Raw genomic sequence first — 19,269 nt, forward strand, 5'->3', positions numbered from 1 at the left:
CTCAGTCCTCGTCGGCGTCGTGCGCCTCATCCAGCAGCGGCAGATCTTCCCTGGTGACCAGGCGCGAGAAGACGGCGTGCTCCACCAGTCGGGCGCGCCGGTTGCTGGCGAGTTTGCCGGGGCCGCCGCGCAGACCGCGCACGCCGAGCCTGTCGAGCTTGTCGCAGACGTTGTCGAGCTTGCGGTTGAACTTCGTCAGCGGCCATCCCAGTCGGGTGGAGGCCTGCGCCGAGGTCGGCACCGAGCTCATCCCCGACCCCTCACGGGTGAGCATGGGCTCGGCGAGCGCGAGGATCAGCAGCTTCTGGCTCGGGGTGAGCTGCACCGAGCCGACAGTGGTCTCACCCGCCGGATCCTCAGGGCCCGCGATCCGTGCGAACTCGGGCGAATCCGCATGCACCGAGAGGTCATAGGTGGTGGGCCCAGCGGTGAAGACGACCTTGGTGACGTCGAAGACCAGCGGGATGCGCGCGCCGGGGGCGAGCCACGCCTGCATCGACCCGGTGCCGTCGGTGATGGTCGCGGACAGGCGCGAGCCGATGTTCACCAGCCACCACATCGATTCCACCTGGACGATGGTGAGGAACCGTCGGTGCAGGAAGGGGTTGTCCTCGTCGATGTCGAGGTCGGCCTCACGGCCGATCGTGAGCTCCTCCCCGTCCTCGACGCGGAACCACTCCCCGCAGAACTCGACCGAAATCGTCGACGCCATCGTCAGCCATCCCCTCTGTCGTCATCACCGATCATGGATGAACCGTACCCGTCAGCCGACTCACAGACATTCCTCTGCCGCGACGCTCGCGCCGCCGTTGGGATTGACCGTCGTGACCTCGATGCACCGTTCGGGGAGGCGCGGCGGGATCTGCACGACGATCGAGTTGTCCCCGTGCACCTCGTGCTGGACCCCATACTGCTCGTAGTTGGCGGGCATGTCCTTCCACTGGACTATGTAGTGCTCGTCCTGGGTGACACCGGCGGGAGGTTCCCAGGAGATCCGGGCCCGACCCGGCTGGCCCGTGCCCTCTTCCGGCGCAATGACCGCGATGTCGAGGTCGGTCGGGGGTTCCAGCGCGACACCCTTCTGGGTCGCGACGTTGATCTCGGAGGTCGCGACGGGGGTCGGCTCGGGGATGAGGAAATAGCGGACTCCGAGTGTGGCGCCGACGCCGAGCAGGATCACCAGCACCGCGGCGAGCGTGACGAAGGGCCACACGGGCGTGCTGGCCGTCTGCTCGTCCGCCGTCTCGGTCCCCGGGGCCGGCAGGGGTGAGGCCGCGGAAGCGGCGGGCAGGCGCGCGCCGGCCGGGCGCAGCATCGTCGCCTCGCTGGCGTCGTCCTCCGGCGCGGAGGGCCCGGTCCCGCCGCCCGGGGCCGACGGGGAGCCGAACGCCGGGGCGACGCCGGCGTACGGATCGAGCCTGCGCCGCGTCCCGGGGCCGGTGGTGCTGCCCGTGTCCGGGTCGACGGTGGCGACCTTGCGGATCCGGGTGTGCATGTCGAGGTCGTCGTCCTCGGCGCTGTGGGCTGCGCCGGTCCCGCGCTCGTCGAGCACGTCCATCTGGGTCACCGGCAGCGAGAGCGCGAGCTCCACCTGCTGCAGGCCCCGGCCGAAGGCCAGCGCGGTGTCGTACCGGCCGGACTGTTCCTTCGCCATCGCGATCGAGAGCACCCGGTTCAGCTCTGCGGGCACATCGGGCCGGTTCAGCGGGACCAGCGGCTCGCTGGAGATCCGATGGATGAGGTCGGAGGCGGTGTTCCGCTGCCCGCGCCGTTCGAAGGGGGTCTGCCCGGCCAGCAGGGAGTACACGGTGGCGGCCAGCGAGAACACGTCGGAGCGCACATCGGCGCGGGGCGGGTCGGCGAAGAACTCCGGCGGGGACCACGGGATCGACATCCCCTGGGAGTCCTCGACGTCGTCGCCCTGTCCCGTGGCGATGGAGATGCCGAAGTCCGTGAGCGCAGGCCGGTTATAGTCGGTGACCAGGATGTTCGCCGGTTTGATGTCCCGGTGAAGGATCCCTGCCCGATGAGCGGTCTCCACGGCACCGGCGATCTGGACGCCCACGCGCAGCGCCTCGGCGACGGTGATCCGCTCCTTGCGGAAGCGCACCCCGTAATTGGGTCGCGGGCAGTACTCCATGACGATGTACGGACGGTTGTCGTCGGAGACCTCCGCCTGATGGATCGTCACGATCGAGGGGTGGGTCGACATCTGCGCCATCACGTTGGCCTCGGCGTCGAACTGCCGGCGCACCGACTCGTCGAGGACGTTGGACAGCAGCACCTTGATCGCCACTCGCCGCTGCGGGCGGAACTGGCGATACAGGAAGACGTCGGCGAACCCGCCGGAGCCCAGCAGCTGCTCGTACTCGTACCCGCTGAGCCTGGGCGGGGGCGAAGGTGGTCTCGAGCTCATACCCGCTCCCCGAACGTCAGATGCACATCGTCTCCCAGATCCAGGCGGTCGCCGTGGTGGAGGACCACTCCCTCACGCGTTCGCAGCCGGACCGGCTCGTAGCCCTCGCGATGGAGGGTGGTCCCGTTCGTGGTGCCGAGGTCGAGCGCCACCACGTGCCAGCCCTCCAGACGCAGCTCCAGATGCGAGCGCGAGATGTCCTGCTGGGGGCTGGGGACCGTGATCAGCTGCGGCACCTCGCTCCCGCTCACACGGGAAGCCCGGGGTCTGCGGCCGATGATCGCGGTGCGGTCGAGCACGAATCGTTCGCCGCCCGTGATCGTGACCGCTCCCAGCGGGGGCGCACGACGGTGCGCGGATCCCTCGGCAGCGGAGCGCCGCAGGCGCGGCAGACGGAACGCTCCGGAGAGTTCGCATGCCCGTTGGGGCAGACCAGGCCGGTGAGGCTCACCCCACCGCCGACCACCTGTCCCGGACTGCCCGCGAAGGAGGCCGGGCCGGGCCCCTTGTGAGGCGGCAGCGCCTGCTGGGCTGCCGCCGGAGGGCTGGAGGAGCGACCGGGTGCGGTGCGCTGGCATGGCGATCGGTCGCCGCCGGGCCTGCATGGGGGCTGCCGGCGCGTGCCCCGGGGCAGCGTCCCAGGACGGTGGGTGGACGGCGGCCGGGGGCTGCGGGTGCTGACGCGGCGCAGGAGGGCCGGACGGCGGGAACCCGACCTGGTGGCCCGCAGCTCCAGGGTCGGCGGGGCCGTGGGGATACTGCTGAGGCTGTCCGGTCGGCGTCCGATTGCCCACCTGCTGGCTGGCGTCACCGGTGGTCATCGGACCGCCCCGCCGAGGAGTCTGTGCAGGCTGGGCCGGCGCTGCGGGTGGAGCTGCCGGCATGGGCCCGGATCCGGTGTTCGGCGCGGGCGGGCGCTGTGCCATGTGGACCTGCGGATAGTCAGGCTCCGAGCGGGTCACCTCGGTGGCGCGCCGCGCGGCGGTCTGGGCGATCTCCGGAGCGGTGCGTCCCACCCCGGGGACCCAGTCGATGAAATCGCCGGGATCGGCAGGCTGCGGAGCCGGCTCGGCGGAGGACTGGCCCGCGGCAGCGGCCTCGGAGGGGGCAGGATCCGGCACCGAGCGGGAAGGGTCGGTCGACGGCTTCGCGGGCGGTTCGTCCCCGTCCTCGTCCTCGCTGCGACGCACGGCGGCGTCCTCTATGCGCCGGAAGATGGTCTTTCCGAAGAGGTCGTCGTACGCGCCGGTGTTCTCGACCTCGCCCGTGACCGGTTGCGGTGCTGCGCGGCGGCGCGATGGCCGTACCGGAGCGTCCTCCGTCTCGTGCTCGCCGTCGTCGATCGGTGCGATCTGGGTGGGCGCGGAAGTGAAGCCGTCCTCCTCGTCGATCGGTGCGATCTGGGTGGGCGGGGAGTCGAAGTCGTCCTCCTCCGGCGGCGCGGGCGTGGGGATCGAGGCCGACGGGGTCGGGGCCGGGCCGCCGGACGCCGTCGGGTCCTGTCCCGCCTCGGTCGTCGAGGGCGGAGCAGCGGCGGCGGAGCGCCGGCTGCGGTCGAACAGCGACGTGCTGACGAGACGGCGCTTTGCAGCAGGCGCGGCTCTCGGAGCTTCGGTGCGCGTCGCCGGGGTGGGGAGCGGGGCCGGGGCGGTGTCGGCGTCGGTGTCGGTGTCGGTGGCAGTCGTGTTCGAGGGTTCAGCGACAGCCCGCGCACCCGCCGGGGCAGCAGCCGAGGTGGCTGCAGGAGCAGGATCCGGCGCAGGTGCCGGGGCCGGGGCGGGGGCGTCCCAGGAGTGGTGGTCGGACGGTCGGTGAAGAGGCCGTCGAACATGTTGGGGCCTGAGGGTTCCGGTGCGGGGGCGGGGCGTGCCGCCGCTCTGCTCGTCCCTGCTCGGGAGATGGACGGCGGCATCTCTCCCGCCGCCCTGTCCGCGGTCGGAGGTTTGATCAGCGGTGCCGCAGCGGTGCTGCCGGCCGGTTTCGGCGGAGGTTTCGGTGCCGAGGCACGGCGCTTCTTCGCCTCGGGGTCCTCGATCGAGCGGCCGTCCTTCTCGACCAGCTCGGCCAGGGCCGCGCGCTCGGCGTCCTCGAGCCCCGCCGGGTCGACCGTGGCGTGCACGAACCCGCGCACAGGGATGATGCCCGCCTGAACCCGGGGGCGCCGATCGGCTCCTCTGCAGGGAGATCACCGAAGGCGGTGCGCTGCACACCCTCGACGGTCTTCAGCACGAAGGGCTCGTCCTCCGTCCCCGCGATCAGCTCAGATCCGTCTGCGGTGTAGACGGCGATCGGCGTCGTGCCCTTGACGCCGAACGTGCCGGTGGTGCCGTCGTGGAAGCCGAACAGCAGCGCCTTGATCTTGTCTACGCTCTCGAGCTCACCGGCTTCGATGAACGCATCGAGGAACTCCTCGGGGGCCGGGTTGCGGCCCAGCACCTCCCAGGCCGCCTCCGTGACCTGCTTGCGCATGCCCGGGACCAGGACCACCCAGGCGTTCTCCCGGACCACCAGCGTGGCAGGTCCAGGCCGGACCCAGGTCCCGACCCCGAGCAGGTTCTGGGTCGCTGCGCCGTTCTCCGTGCTCATCTGCTCTCGCCGCCACCTTCGCGCAGGGCTCGCGGGAGGGTGTCCTCATCGATCTCGAACATGTCGTCCTGCGGGGCTGCCCCGGATCTGCTGGTCGTGTTCTCCGCGACCCGGGACTGGCCGACCACCTCGACCGCTTCGACCACGACCACGCTGACGTTGTCGTGGCCGCCGCCGTCGAGCGCACGGCCCACCAGGTCCTGGCTGAGGGTGCGCACGTCCGCAGGGCTGCGCAGCAGCCTCTCGATGGCGGTGTCGTCGACCTCCCCGGTCAGTCCATCGGAGCAGATCAGCATCCGGTCCCCCGCTTCGGCGGGGATCAGCCAGTAGTCCGGATCGGATTCCGGACCGGCTCCCAGGGCACGGGTGACCATGTGGCGGTAGGGGTGGATCTTGGCCTGCTCCGCGGTGAGCTCACCGCGGTCCATCAGCTCCTGGACCACCGAGTGGTCCACGCTCACCTGCTCGAAGATCTCACCGGAGAGGCGATAGACGCGGGAGTCGCCCAGGTTGAGCACGACCCAGTAGCCCACGCCGTCCAGCACCATCGTCGCGACCACTGCGACCGTGGTGCCCGCACCCAGGGTGCTCTCGCCTCCGAGCTCTCCGATGCGGGTGGCCGCCGAGCGCAGCGCCTCCCCAGCTGCTCGACGGTCACGTTCTCCTGGATGGTGAGCTTCTCGAACTCCTCGACGGCGATCGCGCTGGCGACCTCCCCCGCGTTGTGTCCGCCCATCCCGTCCGCGACCAGATAGATCGGCGGAGCGTTGAGGATGCTGTCCTCATTGGTGGCGCGCACATGGCCGACGTGCGTCGCAGCAGCGGAGACGACCCGGATCGTGCCGGTGAGGTCCGGATCGGACAGGGAACGGTCGATCACTGCGCCCTCTCCACGGACAGGGTCCGGTCCCCGAGCGTGAGCTGGGCCCCGGCGGGCAGCACCGTCGGCGAGTTCGGCACCAGGTTCTCCCGGGTGCCGTCCTCGCGGAGGATCGTCGATCCGTTGGTGGAGCCGAGGTCGGTGACCGTGATGTCATCCCCGGTGCCGTCGATCTGGAGGTGCGTCTTGGACACCGACCGGGTGTCGTCCTGCAACACGAACAGCACCTCGTTCCCTGGCGCTGAGGGGTTCCTCCCGATGACCACGGCCCTCTCGACGATGCGCTCGGCGCCGTCATCGGCGGTCAGGCGGAGCTTCTTCACATCCGGCAGGCGCACGGGCGAGATTCGGGTCTGCTCGAGATCACCGAGCGGCTCATCCGGCTCGGACAGCCGGGTCTGCTCGTCCACCTCGGCGCCCCAGGCATCCGTGGTGAGATCGCTGGGGGCCCCGGCCTGCTCGTGGCCCGGATTCGCGGAGCCCCAGCCACCGGCGACGTCCTGGCCTGCGTCACCGCCACCGTAGGGCGGCTGTCCTCCATAGGGCGCGGGCGGCGTCGGATCCTGCGCCGGGGTGGGCGGAGCCCATCCCTGTGCAGCACCCCGGCGACGTCCTGGGACCCGGGCTGGGGATCGCCTGCAGGCTGGTCCCAGGGCTGCGCCGGCGGCTGACCCCATTCGGGCTGCGGCGAGGGCGCAGGCTGGTCCCAGGGCTGCAGCGGCTGCTCGGCGGGCTGGCCCCATCCCTGCGACGACGCGGCCGCCTCGTCCCAGGGCTGCGACGGCGCGGCCGGCTGGTCCCAGGGCTGCGACGGCGGGACCGGATCCACCGCTGGGGGCTGCCATCCACCAGAACTCGTCCCCGGCGCTGCCGAGGGCTCCGGGGCGGATGCCGGAACGGCCCAGCCTGTGCTCGCCGCCGGGGCCTCCGGCGCCGAGCCGCTCGATACCGGCGGGGCGTAAGGGCTCGGAGCCATCTGCTGGCCCCCGCCCCAGGCACCGGAGGCGGGTGCCGACGGCGGCACCGGCGCGGAGCCGGCTCCGTCGCTCCACGCAGAGCCGGGCTCGGAGAGCAGGTTCTGATGGGTGGAGACCGCGACCGACGGGGCGCCGAGGTAGTGCTCGGCGCTCTCGCGCTCGAAGTCATCGGGGCGCGGCTGCATCGGGTTGCGCCCCTCCTTGACGTCCACGACCACCGAATCGATGACCCTGTCGTGGAATCCGCGCAGGTGCTTCTTGGGGTCGAGGAAGATCGACAGCGCCATGACCGGCGGGACCAGCCCGTAGAGGAGCGAGCGCCCCAGAGAACGCACGAATCCGATGGGCCCCGCCTGACCGGTCCGGGTGATCCGCAGACCGAGGATCAGCTTGCCGAGGGTGAACCCCTTCGCTCCGGCCAGCCAGATCATCAGCAGGTGATAGGCGACGGGCAGCGCCACGCCCACGCCGATCAGGATCTGCGGGAGCAGTCCGATCGTCTCGGAGGTCAGCATCAGCACGAGCCCGATGATCAGCGGCACCGTCACCACGGTGGCGATCACAGAGTCCACGAGGACGGCCAGGAGTCGTTTGAGAGGGGAGCCGGGGACGCAGCCGTCCAATGGGCGCTCCATCGGCTGTCCCGCGGGCTGTGCACCGGGCACAGGGGCCGGGGAGCCCGGGCCGCTGGGCATGCCCGGTGCGGATCCCGGTCCTGGCTGGTTCATCGGAGGCTGGGTGACCATCATCTGATCGTACTGTTCCTGGGAGCGCAGCGATGTCGCGCCGGGGCCCCTCGGTTCGAGGGACTCGCGGGAGACCAGCTCGATGCCCTCATCCTCCGGGTTCTGCTCGGGAGCGCTGCCGAGGTCCCGCGTCCGCTGCTTGGGGGCCTGCGACCAGGCGCCCGGTGCGTCGGTGGCACGTCGTTCGTACGGTGACTCCTGGTAGCGCGCCCCGCACTCCCCGCAGATCGCCGCGCCCTCGGACAGCAGGCTCCCGCAGGTGCTGCAGTATCGCGTCTGGCTCATCTCGCTCGGCCCTTCTTCGGCAGCCTGGTCTTCTTCACGGTTCCACGATGCGAGGACCGACGGCGGCGCATCGCCTCGGAGCGACGCAGCGCCTTCGCCCGGGAGCGGGCGTTGGTCCGGGTGCGCTTCTGCTCGGCACGCCGCGCTGCGGAGCGTCGGCGGAAGGAGCGCAGCGAGAGCGCCGCGCGCACCCTCTTGTGCCACGGCACCGCAGCGGACATGGTACGCCTCGCCTCCATGACGTGTGTCCAGTACTCGTCCACCACGGATTCCGGGAGGTCGTCGGGGCCGAAGACCGCACGGTCCGCGCGCCCGGCGAGGGTGAGGGCGCCCATGGCAGGGATGTCCGCCTGGAGACGCGCTGCCGTCTCCGCGCGGGTCAGCAGCGGGTCGGGAGCGCGGCCGAGATCCGTCAGCAGGTCGAGGATCTCCTGCCAGCCGCCGTCGATGCGCGTCGGGAGCGCGCCTCGGGAGCGCCGACGACTCCTCCTGACGATCTTCGCCGTGATCACCGCGGCGACGGCGATCACCAGAAGCAGCACCGGGATCAGACCGAACCCGAGGTAGACCGCCCACGAGGCGGTCTCGTCATCGGGGTCGTCCTTCTTCTCGCTGTCGTCGCTCATCGCGCCCGGCGGCGGGCTGGGCGGCTCGGCCGGTGGCGGCGGAGGCTGGGCGACCTGGGGAAGAGGCTTCTCCACCTCCTTGGGCTGCGGCTCGGTGGGATCGTCCTCCTCGTCGGGCACGGGGTCGAAGCGCACCCAGCCGATGCCCTCGAAGGCCACCTCGACCCAGGCGGTGACGTCATCACCGGTGATGCCGACGGTCCCCTCCTGGCCGGGCGGCACCTCGAAGCCCATCACGACGCGGGCGGGGATGTCGATCGAGCGGGCGAGCACGGCCGTCAGCACGGCGAACTGCTCCTCGTCACCGATCCGTCCCTCGGGCTGGGCGTCGGGAGAGTCCTCGTCGAACCCGACCTCGTTGAGCATCACCATCAGACGGCTCGCGCCGTGGCCTGACAGGGAGGCGACATCCTCCTCGAGGCCGTGGGAGTAGAAGGCGTCCGTCTTCACCATCTGCGACAGGTGCTGGAATCGTTCATAGTCCGAGTCGGAAGAGCCGGCCCACTCGTCGGCCACCGCCGTGACCTGTTCGATCGGCAGGTTCGTGGGCAGATCGAGATCGGCGAACTTCGCGGTGCGCTGCTGTTCGGCAGTCGGCTCCGTGTACGGCTCATAGGAGAGCTCGTAGGTGTCCCCCGGTCTCACGCCCGTCGCGTTCACAGCGGTCTGGGACTGCTCGTTGAGGTAGAGGTTCTCGGCTGTCGCGCTCGAGCGCCCCGGCGACATCTCTTCGAGGTCGATGCGGTTGGTGCGGTCGCCGACCGTGGGCAGCCACACCCCCGTGTAGGCGTCGATCGTCACAGAGGACGCCCGCTGCTGTCCGCTGCCGTCGTGGAGGTCGACGCCGGGCGCGGAGCGCAGGAACGCACCGGAGGCGCCGTCACGGTTCTGGCTGCTGGCGACGTTGTAGACCTGCAGGTCGTAGTAGTCCATCGTCGCCAGTCGGATGTGCTCGCCGCTGCTGACACCGCTGATGGTGAACAGCGTCTCCTCGCGCTGATGCTTGAGGTAGCCGCGGAACTCGGTCAACGGGGAGACGTACTCCTGCGGGTCGAAGGGCGGGGTGATGTGGTCACGCGCCGCGTAGCGGATGGTCCCCGACGGCGGGTCCAGCAGGGAATGGGCGGCCACGGCGCCTCCGCCGGCGAGCGCCATGATCAGCGCGCCACCGATCACCCGGCGGCGCAGCACCGGGTTCTGCCAAGATCCCGGCCGCACCGAGTCCGAGATGATCGTGGACTTCGCGTCGGAGAGGCGACCGGATTCGAACCTCCACGTCAGCCACGCGATGGAGATGATCGCGTAGAGCACTCCGCGCAGCACCGCCAGGAAGGACTGGTCGGTGCCGAAGACGACCGTCACGCCTATCAGGGCCAGCGGGAACAGCCAGGCGAGCACGTACAGCCGCGAGCGCATCACCACGGTCATCCCCAGCAGGGAGAGCAGCAGGACGCTGATCCACGCCACGGCCAGCACACCCTGGGCGGAGCCCACCGGCGGCGCCACCGTGAGGACGGACTTCCAGCTGGAGATCGGAGCCTTGATCAGCTCCCACAGCGCTCCAGGGCTGGGGATCACGCCCATATCGCGCGCGTGGGCGCGGCGAACATGGGGCCGAACAGGAAGTAGACCAACAGCAGCAGCAGCGTGATCCGCAGCGCACCCCAGCGCCACCGGGCACCGATCAGCGCGACGAGTGTGCCGAGCACGAGCGCCATGACGCCGGTCAGCAGGTACTGGACCCCGCCGTAGACATGGTGGAAACCGGGGATCGCGAGCACGAACAGGCACACCATGACCAGCAGGTCCACAGAGCGACGGCTGTTGGAGACGGTTGCGAAATAGCTCGGCGGCCGCTTGGCGGCGGTGCTGGTGCTCATCGGCCCACCGCCCGCAGTGCTCGTGCCAGGGTGTCGAGCGACCCGAGCGTCACCACATCGAGGCTCCCGATCGCCGAACGCTTCACCTCGGCATCATCCACGCAGCGGATCGCCACTGCCATCACTCCGATCGGAAGCTGGTTGGCGGCGGAGTTCAGCTCACGCGCCGTGGTGTGGGGGCCGACGATCATCATCACCGCGGAGGCGTTGGGCGCGAGGTCAGCGGCCTTCTGGCCGAGTTCGTGGAAGGAGATCCGGTCCCTGAGCTGCTCGACGACGGTGTAGTCATCCATCATCGACCGGAGGGTCCCGGTGCTCTGGCGTCCATCGAAGCTGAACGGGGTCAGCTCCTTCTCCTCTCGGAACGTCTGACCGGAGATCGAAGCGGCCACGGACACCGCCAGTTCGAACTCGTCGTCGCTGGCGTAATGCTCCGCGAGGTTGTCCAGAGCGACCACCACATGGGAGCGCCGAGTCTCCTCGAACTGGCGGACCATGAGCTTCCCCGTGCGGGCGGTGGTGCGCCAGTGGACGTGCCGGCGGTCGTCACCGGGCGCGTAGTCGCGCAGGGCGTGGAAGGCGATGTCAGAGCTGGAGAGGGCCGAGGGGGGTCCCTTCGAGGTCGCGGAGGAAGCCGCTGGCCGCCTCGTCGAGTCGCACGGTCCTCGGATGCACGAAGAGCTCCTGCTCCTTCGCCCAGGTGACCTGGCGACGCATGAGGGACAGCGGATCATCGCGCACGGAGCGCACGGGCCCGACGACGAGGACGGCGCGGCGCTTGGTGGGCACGGCGAAGAGCTCCTCGTGCTCGGCGCCCGCGGCCAGTCGCGGCACCATGAACTGCGCGGTGGCCGAGCCGACCGCGAGCTCGATGCGGGAGGGCAGGATGTCGCGCGGGGTGGGGTTTATGACCTCGACCCTTCCCACGGCCCGCGTCCCGACGACCACGCGGTGGGTCTGCAGATCGAGGGTCACCTTGTAGGAGGCGCGCCCGAGGACGAACAGCGCGGCGATCACCAGCGGGACGGTGAGCGTGAAGGCGATGACGTTCAGCTCGGTCACGTGCAGTGTGAGGCCGAGGAACCAGCAGACCGCAGTGGCCGCGAGCACCGCCCAGCCGACCGGGGAGACGACGTCGAGCACCGGGCGGATCCGGCGCAGCCACAGCTCCACCACGCGGTCGCGCAGCCCGGCCAGGCCGGTGCTCTGCTCGGCACCTACCGCCTGCTGCTCCTCCCCTGAGGCACCCGTCTCCGGGGCGGCGGGCTGCCCACGCTTCGCTGCCCGTGCCTGCTTCCGCGTGGCACGGAATTTCGCCCGAGCTTCCGCTTTCGCGGCGCTCCGGCGCTTCTTCCCCTGCGCTTTGGCCGCCTCGGCGTCAGCGGTGTCGCTCGGGAGTGACGTCGAGGAACTCATGCCGTCTGCTGCCGCGCCTGGGGCGGCGCCACCTCGCTGAGGATCTTCGTCATGACGCTCTTGGCGGTGGTTCCGGCGAACTCGGCCTCGGGGTCGAGCACGAAGCGGTGCAGCCAGACGGGCTCGACCAGGTGCTTGACGTCATCGGGGATGACGTAGTGACGACCGTTGACCGCGGCCCACACCTTCACCGCGCGCATCAGTGCCAGCGCGCCACGGATCGACACCCCGACCCGCACCTCGGGTGCCAGGCGCGTCTCCTCCATGAGGCGGGAGACGTACTCAAGGACCGCCGGGTCCACATGCACGCTCGCGGCCAGCTGCGTCATGTCATTGACGGCCTGCAGGGAGATGCGCGGGGAGAGCTGGCTGCTGCGGTCGCGCAGTGCGGAGCCCTGGAGGATCTGCACGCTCGAGGCGTGGTCCGGGTAGCCGATCGACGTCTTCATCAGGAAGCGGTCCAGCTGCGCCTCCGGCAGACGGTAGGTGCCGGCCTGCTCGATGGGGTTCTGGGTCGCGATCACCATGAAGGGGTTGCCGACCTCGTGGGTGACGCCGTCGACGGTCACCCGTGCTTCCTCCATCACCTCGAGCATCGCCGACTGGGTCTTCGGCGAGGCACGGTTGATCTCGTCGGCCAGGACGATGTTCGCGAACACGGGGCCCTTGTGGAATTCGAAGGACTTGGTGTTCTGGTCGTAGATCGTCACACCCGTGACGTCGGAGGGCAGCAGGTCAGGGGTGAACTGGATGCGGGTGCTGGTGCCCTGCACGGTCGCGGCGATCGAGCGGGCCAGCGAGGTCTTCCCCGTGCCCGGGGCGTCTTCGAGCAGCACGTGGCCGGGAGCCATCATCGCGGTCAGCACCAGGCGGACCACCTCGTTCTTGCCGAGCACAGCCTGTCCGATGCTCTGGACGAGCTTGTCGAAGGTCTCGGCGAACCAGCGGGCCTGTTCGGGGGTCATGCTCATGGGGGGGGGTCTGCTTTCGTTCAGGAAGGGCCATCGCGTGCGCCGGGCGTCAGAGCGGTTTGTAGGAATGGGTCTCGAGCGGCTTGCCGTCGAGGTAGACCGTGAAGGTGTTATCCGGATATCCGTAGTAGAACTGGCTCTTCGCTGCAGTGGTGTAATTCCCGTTCGCGTCGGGATTCACGGTCACCGGAGCGTTGTTCTTCGTCCACCAGCCGCCATCGTTCGGTGAGGCCGGGTTGGGGTTGGTCTTGATCGTCATCTCGTACGTCTTCGAGGGGTCGAGGTTGGTGATCTCGATGTCCACCCGCCGGCAGAACTGCCCGGTGCAGACCCCTTGGAGGGTGGCATGGGGCCCCCAGTTGATCGAGCTGACGGGAGCAGGTGGGGTGTACGTCTGTGCATCCCTCGAGACGCTAAGTGTCTCGGACGTCATGGTGGCTGTTGAGCCGTCCGCGTTCTTGGGCTTCGTCACGACACGCGCCTCGATCGACTGAGCCTGACCAGACTTCACCTCGACCGTATTGGAATACGAAGTACCAGAATCCACCCAGTCCCCACCATTGACGCGGACCTGAAGGGTCTTGTTCCCTGCGCCACCGTCACCGCTGTTGGCCGTCGCCGCAAACTTCACCGGGCAGCTGTTCGCTCCGGTGCACTTGCCGGGTGTGATGGTGGCAGATGTCGGTGCCGCGGGCTTCTTATAGGGCCTGACAGAGTTGGACTCGTTCGACGCCCCGCTCACCCCGCCGTCTGCCTCGAAGCCGTTGCGTGCTTCGACGGTGAACCGGTACGACGTGCCGTTCTCCAGGGTGAGATCCAGCTTTTTGGCGGGGGCGTTGACTTCTCTCGATTCGCCATTCCAGCGCACCACGTATTTGGTGATGGTGGTGCCGTTGTCACTCGGGGATTCCAATGCACCGTGACCCGGCGGTTCGGCCCGTCGCCCGTTCCCTCACTGGGCATTGTGGCTCGCACGTCGGTGGGGACAGAAGGCTTCGCCCACGGCGTCACCGCGTTGGAGGTGTCGGACGAGGAGGTCCCCTTCCCCACCGAGTTCACGCCTATGTAGCTGAAGGTGTGCTTGGAATCCTTATCCAAGTCATAGAACGTGGCGGAAGTTTTCGCGGCAGGGATCGTCTGAGACGCCCCCGACGAGGCGGTGACGATGTACTCCTTGATCGGCTCACCGTTGGATTCGTTCTCCGTCATCTTCGGCCAGGCGACGGTGACGCCGCCGCCGAGCGGATTGTCGATCCGCTGCGCGGTCGGGTTTCCGCTCGGTTTGTGAGGCTTGCCCGCAGGGTGCTCCGCCTGGGACCACTCGGACCAGTCCGAGGGCTCGTCGGCGAGATTCGATGCCTGGACACGGAAGCGGTACTCGACCCCGTTCTCCAGGCCCGTGAACACCGTCTGCGTGGTCCCGCCGGCGAGCTCCTGCGGTGCCGGTTCCATTCTTCCGGTCTGGGTGTTCTGGACCTGCACCGTGTACGACTGGATCGCCGAGCCGCGGTTGGTGGGCGTGGTCCAGGCGACGGTCAGCTGCTCGTCACCGCGTTCGACCGACGGCCTCGCGGGACGCTCGGGACGCACGTCGGGGCGTGCGACCGCAGAGGGCACCGAGGGCTCGGACTCCCCACGTCGTTGATCGCGACCACCTGGAAGGTGTACTCGGAGTCGTTGGTCAGCTCGGTGACGGTGCATGACGTGGACGCGCACTCCTGGGTCACCGCGGGCCCGGTCGCGCTGGAGACCTTGTATCCCGTGATCGGGGCTCCGTTGTCGTTCCCGGCGGCGAAGTTCAGCTCCACGAAGCCGTCGCCCACCTCTCCGATGCGAGGAGCGGACGGCGCGTCCGGCAGACCGCGCACGGTCACCCGGATCTCGCCGCTCACCTGCCGGTCGGGGTCGCCGGTGTCATCCATGACCGTGTAACGGGCGCTGAGGGTCCCGGAGAACTTCTCGTCCGGGGTGATGACCACCTGGTCCCCGTCCAGGGAGACGTCGCCCTCTCCGGAGATCAGCCCGGCCTCGACGAGCTCACGCTCCCCTCCCGGGAACGGGTTCGAATCGTTCTCGAGCACCGCGATCGACTCGGTGCGTCCGGCATCGATCGTGGCTTCGTCCAGCGCCGCCGAGATCGTCGGACGCTGAGAGCTGCCGACGGTGATCTGCACGGTGGCCGGAACGGCCGGGTTCGTCCCGTCGGTGACGGTGACCGGCACCACGAGGATCGTGCCCTTGGGCGACTTCGTGGTCGCTCCTGCGCTGAGAGTCGATCCGTCGATCCCGACGGCGACCTCAGGATCCTGGTCGTATTCGCCGAGGGCGAAGGTCAGGTCATCGTCCTCCGGGTCCTCAGCGCCCACGGCGAGATCGATGGTCGACTGCGGGCCGCCCTGCTCGATCTCGAGCAGCGCGCCCTGCAGCGTCGGCGGGAGGTTCGTGTCCTCCGGGGCGACCTCCACCGGGATCGCGAGCGTCGCGGTGGCCGCCGTGGGGTCGCCCACCGCGCCATCAGTCACCTCGACCGTGATGGTGTCGTTGCCGGAGAAGTCCGCAGCAGGGCGGTACAGGAGGGTGGATTCGTCCTGGACCAGTTCACCGCCGTCGCTGTGCTGAGCGGAGACCGTGCCCGGGTCGGTGACCTGCGCGGGCTGCGCACCGGGACGCACGCGGACGTTGCTCGGGTCTGCGAGATCGACGGTGCCCTCGGAGCCTGCCTGCACCTTCAGCGGCTGGCCCACCCAGACGGGGGCCTGCTTCGCAGTGCCAGGGACCCAGATGTACCCGGCGGAGGACTGGTCGTCGTCATCGGTGATGGTGTAGCGGAGCCGCTGCTGCTCCTCCTGCGGGGTGATCCGGACAGTTCCCTCGTCATCGATCAGGTCGACGCCCTCGGTGGACTCCTCCAGCTCGACCACGAGATCTCTCGTGCTGCCGTCGGGGTCCGAATCGTTCGCGAGCACATCGACGTCCACGAAGTCCCTGTCGGGGTCCATCACGTCCTCGACCGCCACGAAATCGTCCCGTGCCACGGGAGAGCGGAGCGGGGCGTTGCTGGCGACCTTGATGGTGACGGTCGCCGAGCTCTTCAGCTGCTTGTCCGAAGCGGAGTAGAGGACCGTGTGCGTGCCCGGTTCCGACGGGGTGGTGACGGTGACGTAGCCGTCCTCCGCGTCGTCGGCCGGAGGATGCTCCTGGATCTCCGTCATCGTCTCGACGTCGGCGCGCACCACCGAGAGCGGGTCGCTCTCGGGGTCCGTGTCGTTCTCGAGCACCGGGATCTGCACCTCGCGGTCCGGGCGCACCTCGACCGCGTCATCGACCGCGTAGGGGGCCTGGTTCCGCTCGTTCGGGGACGCGACGCCCACCAGCACCTCCGCGGTGCCGATCGCTCCGTGACGGTCCATCACCTGGTAGCGGAAACGATCGGTGCCGACGGAATCGTCGTACGGGAGGTATTCGATCCACTCCCCGTTCGCGCTGACGATCTCGCCGAGCGACGGCATCGGGCTGGTGACGCCGGTGAGCATCACCGAATCACCCTCGGGATCGATCCCGGTGGTCTGCACCGGGATCCGCACCGGAGTGCCGGCCACCGTTCGGGCCGTGAGGTTGTTCGGCCTGGGAGCCGAGTTGTCCGCGTCGCGGGGAACGATCGTGATGTAGGTGAGAGCGGAGCCTGTGCGGCCGGTCGCATCGACCACCTCGTACTGCACCGCGGCTTCGCCGGAGGCGTCGTCGTTCGCACGGAAGCGGACCTGGTCCTGGTGCGGCTCGGTGTTGCCGAGGTCGTCAGCGCGCGACGAGTCGAGGATCTGCCCGAGGTGCAGATCTGAACCGGTCGGTGAGATGTCGTTGTCCAGCACATCGATGTTGACCATGTCGCCGGCGCGCACGACAGCCCTGTCCGGTGCGGCCACAGGGTTCGCGAACTGAGTGTCGGTGCTCGCGACCATGACGCGGATCGTGCCGGTGGCACGACCGGCGGAGTTCGCGACCTCATAGGTCAGCGGGACAGGCTCCTCCGAGACCATCGCGCCCGGCGCCGCCTCGACGCGGACCAGATGATGGTTGACCACAGTGGCCTTCAGGCCGCTGCCCTCGGGCACGTCGACAGTGTTGACGACCAGGACGCCACCGGTGGGATCCACGTCGTTCTCGAGCGGATCGAGCAGCGTGTCGGTACCTGTGGTGACCGTGCCCATGTCATCGACCGCCACAGGAGCCAGAACCTCGGCCTCGGGTTCGATCACGTCGACGCGCACGAGTCCCAGGGAGGACGTGCTGGCTCCGCTGGCGGCGACCGTGTACTCCAGGTAATAGACCCCCGGTGCACTGCCTTCGACGTTGAGGGTCCCGGCCTCCAGGACCGCCTCGACCTCAAGACCTTCGGCGTCGCTCGCGCTGATCAGTTCGAGATTGCCGCCGTTGGGGTTCAAGTCGTTCATCAGCGGCTTGATGGTGGTGTTGCGCCCGGCGACGATCGTGGCGTGGTCCGCAGTGGTGATGGGGGCGAGGTCGTTGTCGGTCACCGACTCGATCTCGACGATGCCCTCGCCGGTCTTGCCGTGCTCATCACGGAAGGTGAGCTGGACCTGCTTGGTGCCGGGAGAGAGACCGGCGTCGTTGAAGGTGACCAGCCCGTCGGGACGGAAGGTCACCAGGTCCTCCGGCGGGACCGTGGCGTTCGCGAGATAGAAGGCGTCGCCGTCGGGGTCCTCCCAGTACGGCAGGATGTTGAAGCTGATCTCCTGGCCGGAACGGACCTGGACCTTGGTGACGGCCTTCTCGGCAGGGGCGGGGCCTTCGTTCTCGGCGTCGGTGCGGACGTCGAGAGTCACGGTGGCGGTATCTGTGCCGCCACGGCCGTCGTCAGCCTGGTACGTGAAGGTATCGCTCCCGGAGGCGTCCTCGTCCACATCGATCTGGAGCTGCGTCCCGCCGCGGATGGGGGTCACGGTGCCGATGCCGGGCTGTTCGCCGTGGACGTCCACGGCGAGGATGTCGCCGTCCGGATCGGTGTCGTTGCGGGTGACCGGGAGGACGACGCTCTTGCCGGGGCGCACGCCGTAGTCGTCGTTGTTCGCAGTCGGCGGCCGGTTCTCCTCATCGCGTTCGGCGGCGATGTTCGTGATCGTGGTGGTGAGGGTCTCCTTCTCCTTCTCCTTCGATTCGTTGGTCTGGATCTCCTGGGTGAGCAGCCAGTCGTCGACCAGCGCCATGCTGTCCATGATCTCCCAGGACAGACCGAACTTCTGGTCGTTGAGGACCACCAGGTCCCGGTTGACGCGCAGCTTCAGATCCGCCTCCCCCTTGGCATGGGGGATGGTCTCCTTGATGGGCTCCTCGCCCTCGCAGGCACGCACATAGCGGAGGGATCCTCCCCAGGCCCCATAGGCGCACCCCTGCACCTGTGCAGGAGGCACCACCGTGCTGCCGTTGCCGCCTGCGGGGATCGCATTCGGGTCTCCCCGTCGAAGGGGATGAGGAACAGGGTGTCCTCCGTGGCGAGCACGAAGCTGTCGGAGGCCGCGCCGGCCTGCTGCAGCTCGGCACGCTCGAGGGAGGAGACCCCGTGGTCGATGAGGCTGTACGCCGTCAGGTCGCTGCCCACTCGCAGGTTCCGGTTCTCCCGATCGAGGATGACGGGTTCCTCGCCGACGGCGGTGAGCTGGACATCTTCTGGCTTGGTCGAGACGTTGCCGACGATCTGGGGCTTCTCCGCCGTCGTCTCCTGGGTGGAATCGCTGCGGGGGTACTTCAGCAGCTCGGTCCCGTTGAGGACGAAGACATTGCCGTCGTCGGTGACGGTGACCGGCAGCAGACCCTTTCCGCCCTCCAGGACAGGATCCACCGCTGCGGGGCTGAAGGCCGCGGCTTCCTCCGGAGAGACGATCCATACCCGACCGTCGGGGGCTGCGATCACGATCCGGTCCTTGCCGATCTCCACCGTCGAATCGACAGGCAGCTCGACAAGGCCACCGCGCGTGACGGAGGGAGTGTTGATCGGGGTGATCCCCCGAGCTCCCGTCTCGAAGACGTGGTACCCGGATTGGATGATGTCGAGGTCCTGCCCGGTGGAGGCGATCTTCCCGTCGATCTCCCCAGCGTCGACGTTGACGCGGCCGATGAGACCGCCATCCTCGTTGGCGACCCACACTCCGCCGTTGGAGACATCGACCTCCGAGGAGGACAGTCCCGGGTGGCTGAGTGCGAAGCCGGTCAGCACCAGTGCGACCACCGTCAGGACGGCCGAGGAGACGACCGTGACCCGCCTTCCACGGCGCCGCTTCGGTCGAGCGGTGACAGACATGGACATACCCCCAGCACATGTTCCGAATTTTCCGCGCGTGAACGACCCCAATTCATCTCTGGAAGGAGGCATCCTCCCGGAGGCGACCCCGTCGCGCACACGCCGTGCCCAGGCTACTCGTAGACAGCCATCAGCACCACGGGGTCCACGTCACGCCGCAGCAGAGACGG

The 19,269-nt window shown here is 69.1% G+C and carries 17 protein-coding genes and 1 pseudogene; 1 reads left to right on the forward strand and 17 read right to left on the reverse strand.

Going from position 1 to position 19,269, the window contains the following annotated elements:
• Position 1 precedes the first annotated feature (1 nt).
• The 14 genes from H3H54_RS12635 to H3H54_RS12700 all read right to left on the reverse strand — a co-directional run bounded on the left by H3H54_RS12635 (position 2) and on the right by H3H54_RS12700 (position 13,654).
• A complete protein-coding gene (locus H3H54_RS12635; RefSeq protein ID WP_262424147.1) occupies positions 2–712 on the reverse strand; it encodes a hypothetical protein in 711 nt (236 codons plus the stop codon).
• Between the two features lie 60 nt (positions 713–772).
• Positions 773–2,416 carry a serine/threonine-protein kinase gene (locus H3H54_RS12640; RefSeq protein WP_262424148.1) on the reverse strand — a complete coding sequence of 548 codons (1,644 nt, stop codon included), beginning with the start codon at positions 2,414–2,416 and terminating at the stop codon, positions 773–775.
• Entirely contained in the window at positions 2,413–2,715 is a 303-nt protein-coding gene (locus H3H54_RS12645; protein WP_262424149.1) for an FHA domain-containing protein, read from the reverse strand. Before H3H54_RS12645 ends, H3H54_RS12640 begins: the two co-directional genes overlap by 4 nt.
• Positions 2,716–4,363: 1,648 nt before the next feature.
• Positions 4,364–5,002, reverse strand: a complete 639-nt coding sequence (locus tag H3H54_RS12650; RefSeq protein WP_262424150.1) for a hypothetical protein — start codon at positions 5,000–5,002, stop codon at positions 4,364–4,366.
• A complete protein-coding gene (locus tag H3H54_RS12655; RefSeq protein WP_262424151.1) occupies positions 4,999–5,550 on the reverse strand; it encodes a PP2C family serine/threonine-protein phosphatase in 552 nt (183 codons plus the stop codon). Before H3H54_RS12655 ends, H3H54_RS12650 begins: the two co-directional genes overlap by 4 nt.
• Entirely contained in the window at positions 5,460–5,882 is a 423-nt protein-coding gene (locus tag H3H54_RS12660) for a hypothetical protein (protein ID WP_262424152.1), read from the reverse strand. The genes H3H54_RS12655 and H3H54_RS12660 overlap by 91 nt, the downstream gene beginning before the upstream one ends.
• Entirely contained in the window at positions 5,879–6,220 is a 342-nt protein-coding gene (locus H3H54_RS12665; protein ID WP_262424153.1) for an FHA domain-containing protein, read from the reverse strand. Before H3H54_RS12665 ends, H3H54_RS12660 begins: the two co-directional genes overlap by 4 nt.
• The gene (locus H3H54_RS12670; RefSeq protein ID WP_262424154.1) at positions 6,202–7,890 is read right to left on the reverse strand and encodes an RDD family protein; all 1,689 of its coding nucleotides are present in this window, start codon (positions 7,888–7,890) and stop codon (positions 6,202–6,204) included. Before H3H54_RS12670 ends, H3H54_RS12665 begins: the two co-directional genes overlap by 19 nt.
• Entirely contained in the window at positions 7,887–10,094 is a 2,208-nt protein-coding gene (locus H3H54_RS12675) for a transglutaminase-like domain-containing protein (protein ID WP_262424155.1), read from the reverse strand. The genes H3H54_RS12670 and H3H54_RS12675 overlap by 4 nt, the downstream gene beginning before the upstream one ends.
• Complete coding sequence (locus tag H3H54_RS12680) at positions 10,091–10,396, reverse strand: hypothetical protein (protein ID WP_262424156.1); 306 nt, start codon at positions 10,394–10,396, stop codon at positions 10,091–10,093. Before H3H54_RS12680 ends, H3H54_RS12675 begins: the two co-directional genes overlap by 4 nt.
• A complete protein-coding gene (locus H3H54_RS12685; protein WP_262426475.1) occupies positions 10,393–11,067 on the reverse strand; it encodes a DUF58 domain-containing protein in 675 nt (224 codons plus the stop codon). The genes H3H54_RS12680 and H3H54_RS12685 overlap by 4 nt, the downstream gene beginning before the upstream one ends.
• Positions 10,982–11,812: a hypothetical protein gene (locus tag H3H54_RS12690; RefSeq protein ID WP_262426542.1), complete on the reverse strand. Its 831-nt coding sequence runs from the start codon at positions 11,810–11,812 to the stop codon at positions 10,982–10,984. The genes H3H54_RS12685 and H3H54_RS12690 overlap by 86 nt, the downstream gene beginning before the upstream one ends.
• Complete coding sequence (locus H3H54_RS12695) at positions 11,809–12,783, reverse strand: MoxR family ATPase (protein ID WP_262424157.1); 975 nt, start codon at positions 12,781–12,783, stop codon at positions 11,809–11,811. Before H3H54_RS12695 ends, H3H54_RS12690 begins: the two co-directional genes overlap by 4 nt.
• A gap of 49 nt (positions 12,784–12,832) precedes the next feature.
• A complete protein-coding gene (locus H3H54_RS12700; RefSeq protein WP_262426543.1) occupies positions 12,833–13,654 on the reverse strand; it encodes a hypothetical protein in 822 nt (273 codons plus the stop codon).
• Positions 13,655–13,942: 288 nt separating this feature from the next.
• Here H3H54_RS12700 and H3H54_RS12705 point away from each other — a divergent pair, with 288 nt between their 5' ends.
• The gene (locus H3H54_RS12705) at positions 13,943–14,071 is read left to right on the forward strand and encodes a hypothetical protein (protein WP_262426544.1); all 129 of its coding nucleotides are present in this window, start codon (positions 13,943–13,945) and stop codon (positions 14,069–14,071) included.
• 86 nt (positions 14,072–14,157) lie between these two features.
• On the opposite strand, the pseudogene H3H54_RS12710 reads toward H3H54_RS12705, so the two are convergent.
• The 3 genes and pseudogenes from H3H54_RS12710 to H3H54_RS12720 all read right to left on the reverse strand — a co-directional run.
• A pseudogene (locus H3H54_RS12710) lies at positions 14,158–14,400 on the reverse strand (fibronectin type III domain-containing protein); the annotation flags it as partial.
• Entirely contained in the window at positions 14,319–18,152 is a 3,834-nt protein-coding gene (locus H3H54_RS12715; RefSeq protein WP_262424158.1) for an Ig-like domain-containing protein, read from the reverse strand. The gene H3H54_RS12715 and the pseudogene H3H54_RS12710, both read right to left, overlap by 82 nt.
• Positions 18,083–19,099: a hypothetical protein gene (locus H3H54_RS12720; RefSeq protein ID WP_262424159.1), complete on the reverse strand. Its 1,017-nt coding sequence runs from the start codon at positions 19,097–19,099 to the stop codon at positions 18,083–18,085. Before H3H54_RS12720 ends, H3H54_RS12715 begins: the two co-directional genes overlap by 70 nt.
• Positions 19,100–19,269: the final 170 nt, after the last annotated feature.

This window comes from Brachybacterium sp. Z12, from assembly GCF_014400405.1.
Lineage (GTDB): Bacteria > Actinomycetota > Actinomycetes > Actinomycetales > Dermabacteraceae > Brachybacterium.

Excerpts from the sequence above, each read along its gene's own strand:
- H3H54_RS12635 (WP_262424147.1), bottom strand. The coding sequence starts at position 712 with ATGGCGTCGACGATTTCGGTCGAGTTCTGCGGGGAGTGGTTCCGCGTC.
- H3H54_RS12640 (WP_262424148.1), bottom strand. The coding sequence starts at position 2,416 with ATGAGCTCGAGACCACCTTCGCCCCCGCCCAGGCTCAGCGGGTACGAG.
- H3H54_RS12650 (WP_262424150.1), bottom strand. The coding sequence starts at position 5,002 with ATGAGCACGGAGAACGGCGCAGCGACCCAGAACCTGCTCGGGGTCGGG.
- H3H54_RS12655 (WP_262424151.1), bottom strand. The coding sequence starts at position 5,550 with ATGGTGCTGGACGGCGTGGGCTACTGGGTCGTGCTCAACCTGGGCGAC.
- H3H54_RS12670 (WP_262424154.1), bottom strand. The coding sequence starts at position 7,890 with ATGAGCCAGACGCGATACTGCAGCACCTGCGGGAGCCTGCTGTCCGAG.
- H3H54_RS12680 (WP_262424156.1), bottom strand. The coding sequence starts at position 10,396 with ATGAGCACCAGCACCGCCGCCAAGCGGCCGCCGAGCTATTTCGCAACC.
- H3H54_RS12690 (WP_262426542.1), bottom strand. The coding sequence starts at position 11,812 with ATGAGTTCCTCGACGTCACTCCCGAGCGACACCGCTGACGCCGAGGCG.
- H3H54_RS12695 (WP_262424157.1), bottom strand. The coding sequence starts at position 12,783 with ATGAGCATGACCCCCGAACAGGCCCGCTGGTTCGCCGAGACCTTCGAC.
- H3H54_RS12720 (WP_262424159.1), bottom strand. The coding sequence starts at position 19,099 with ATGTCTGTCACCGCTCGACCGAAGCGGCGCCGTGGAAGGCGGGTCACG.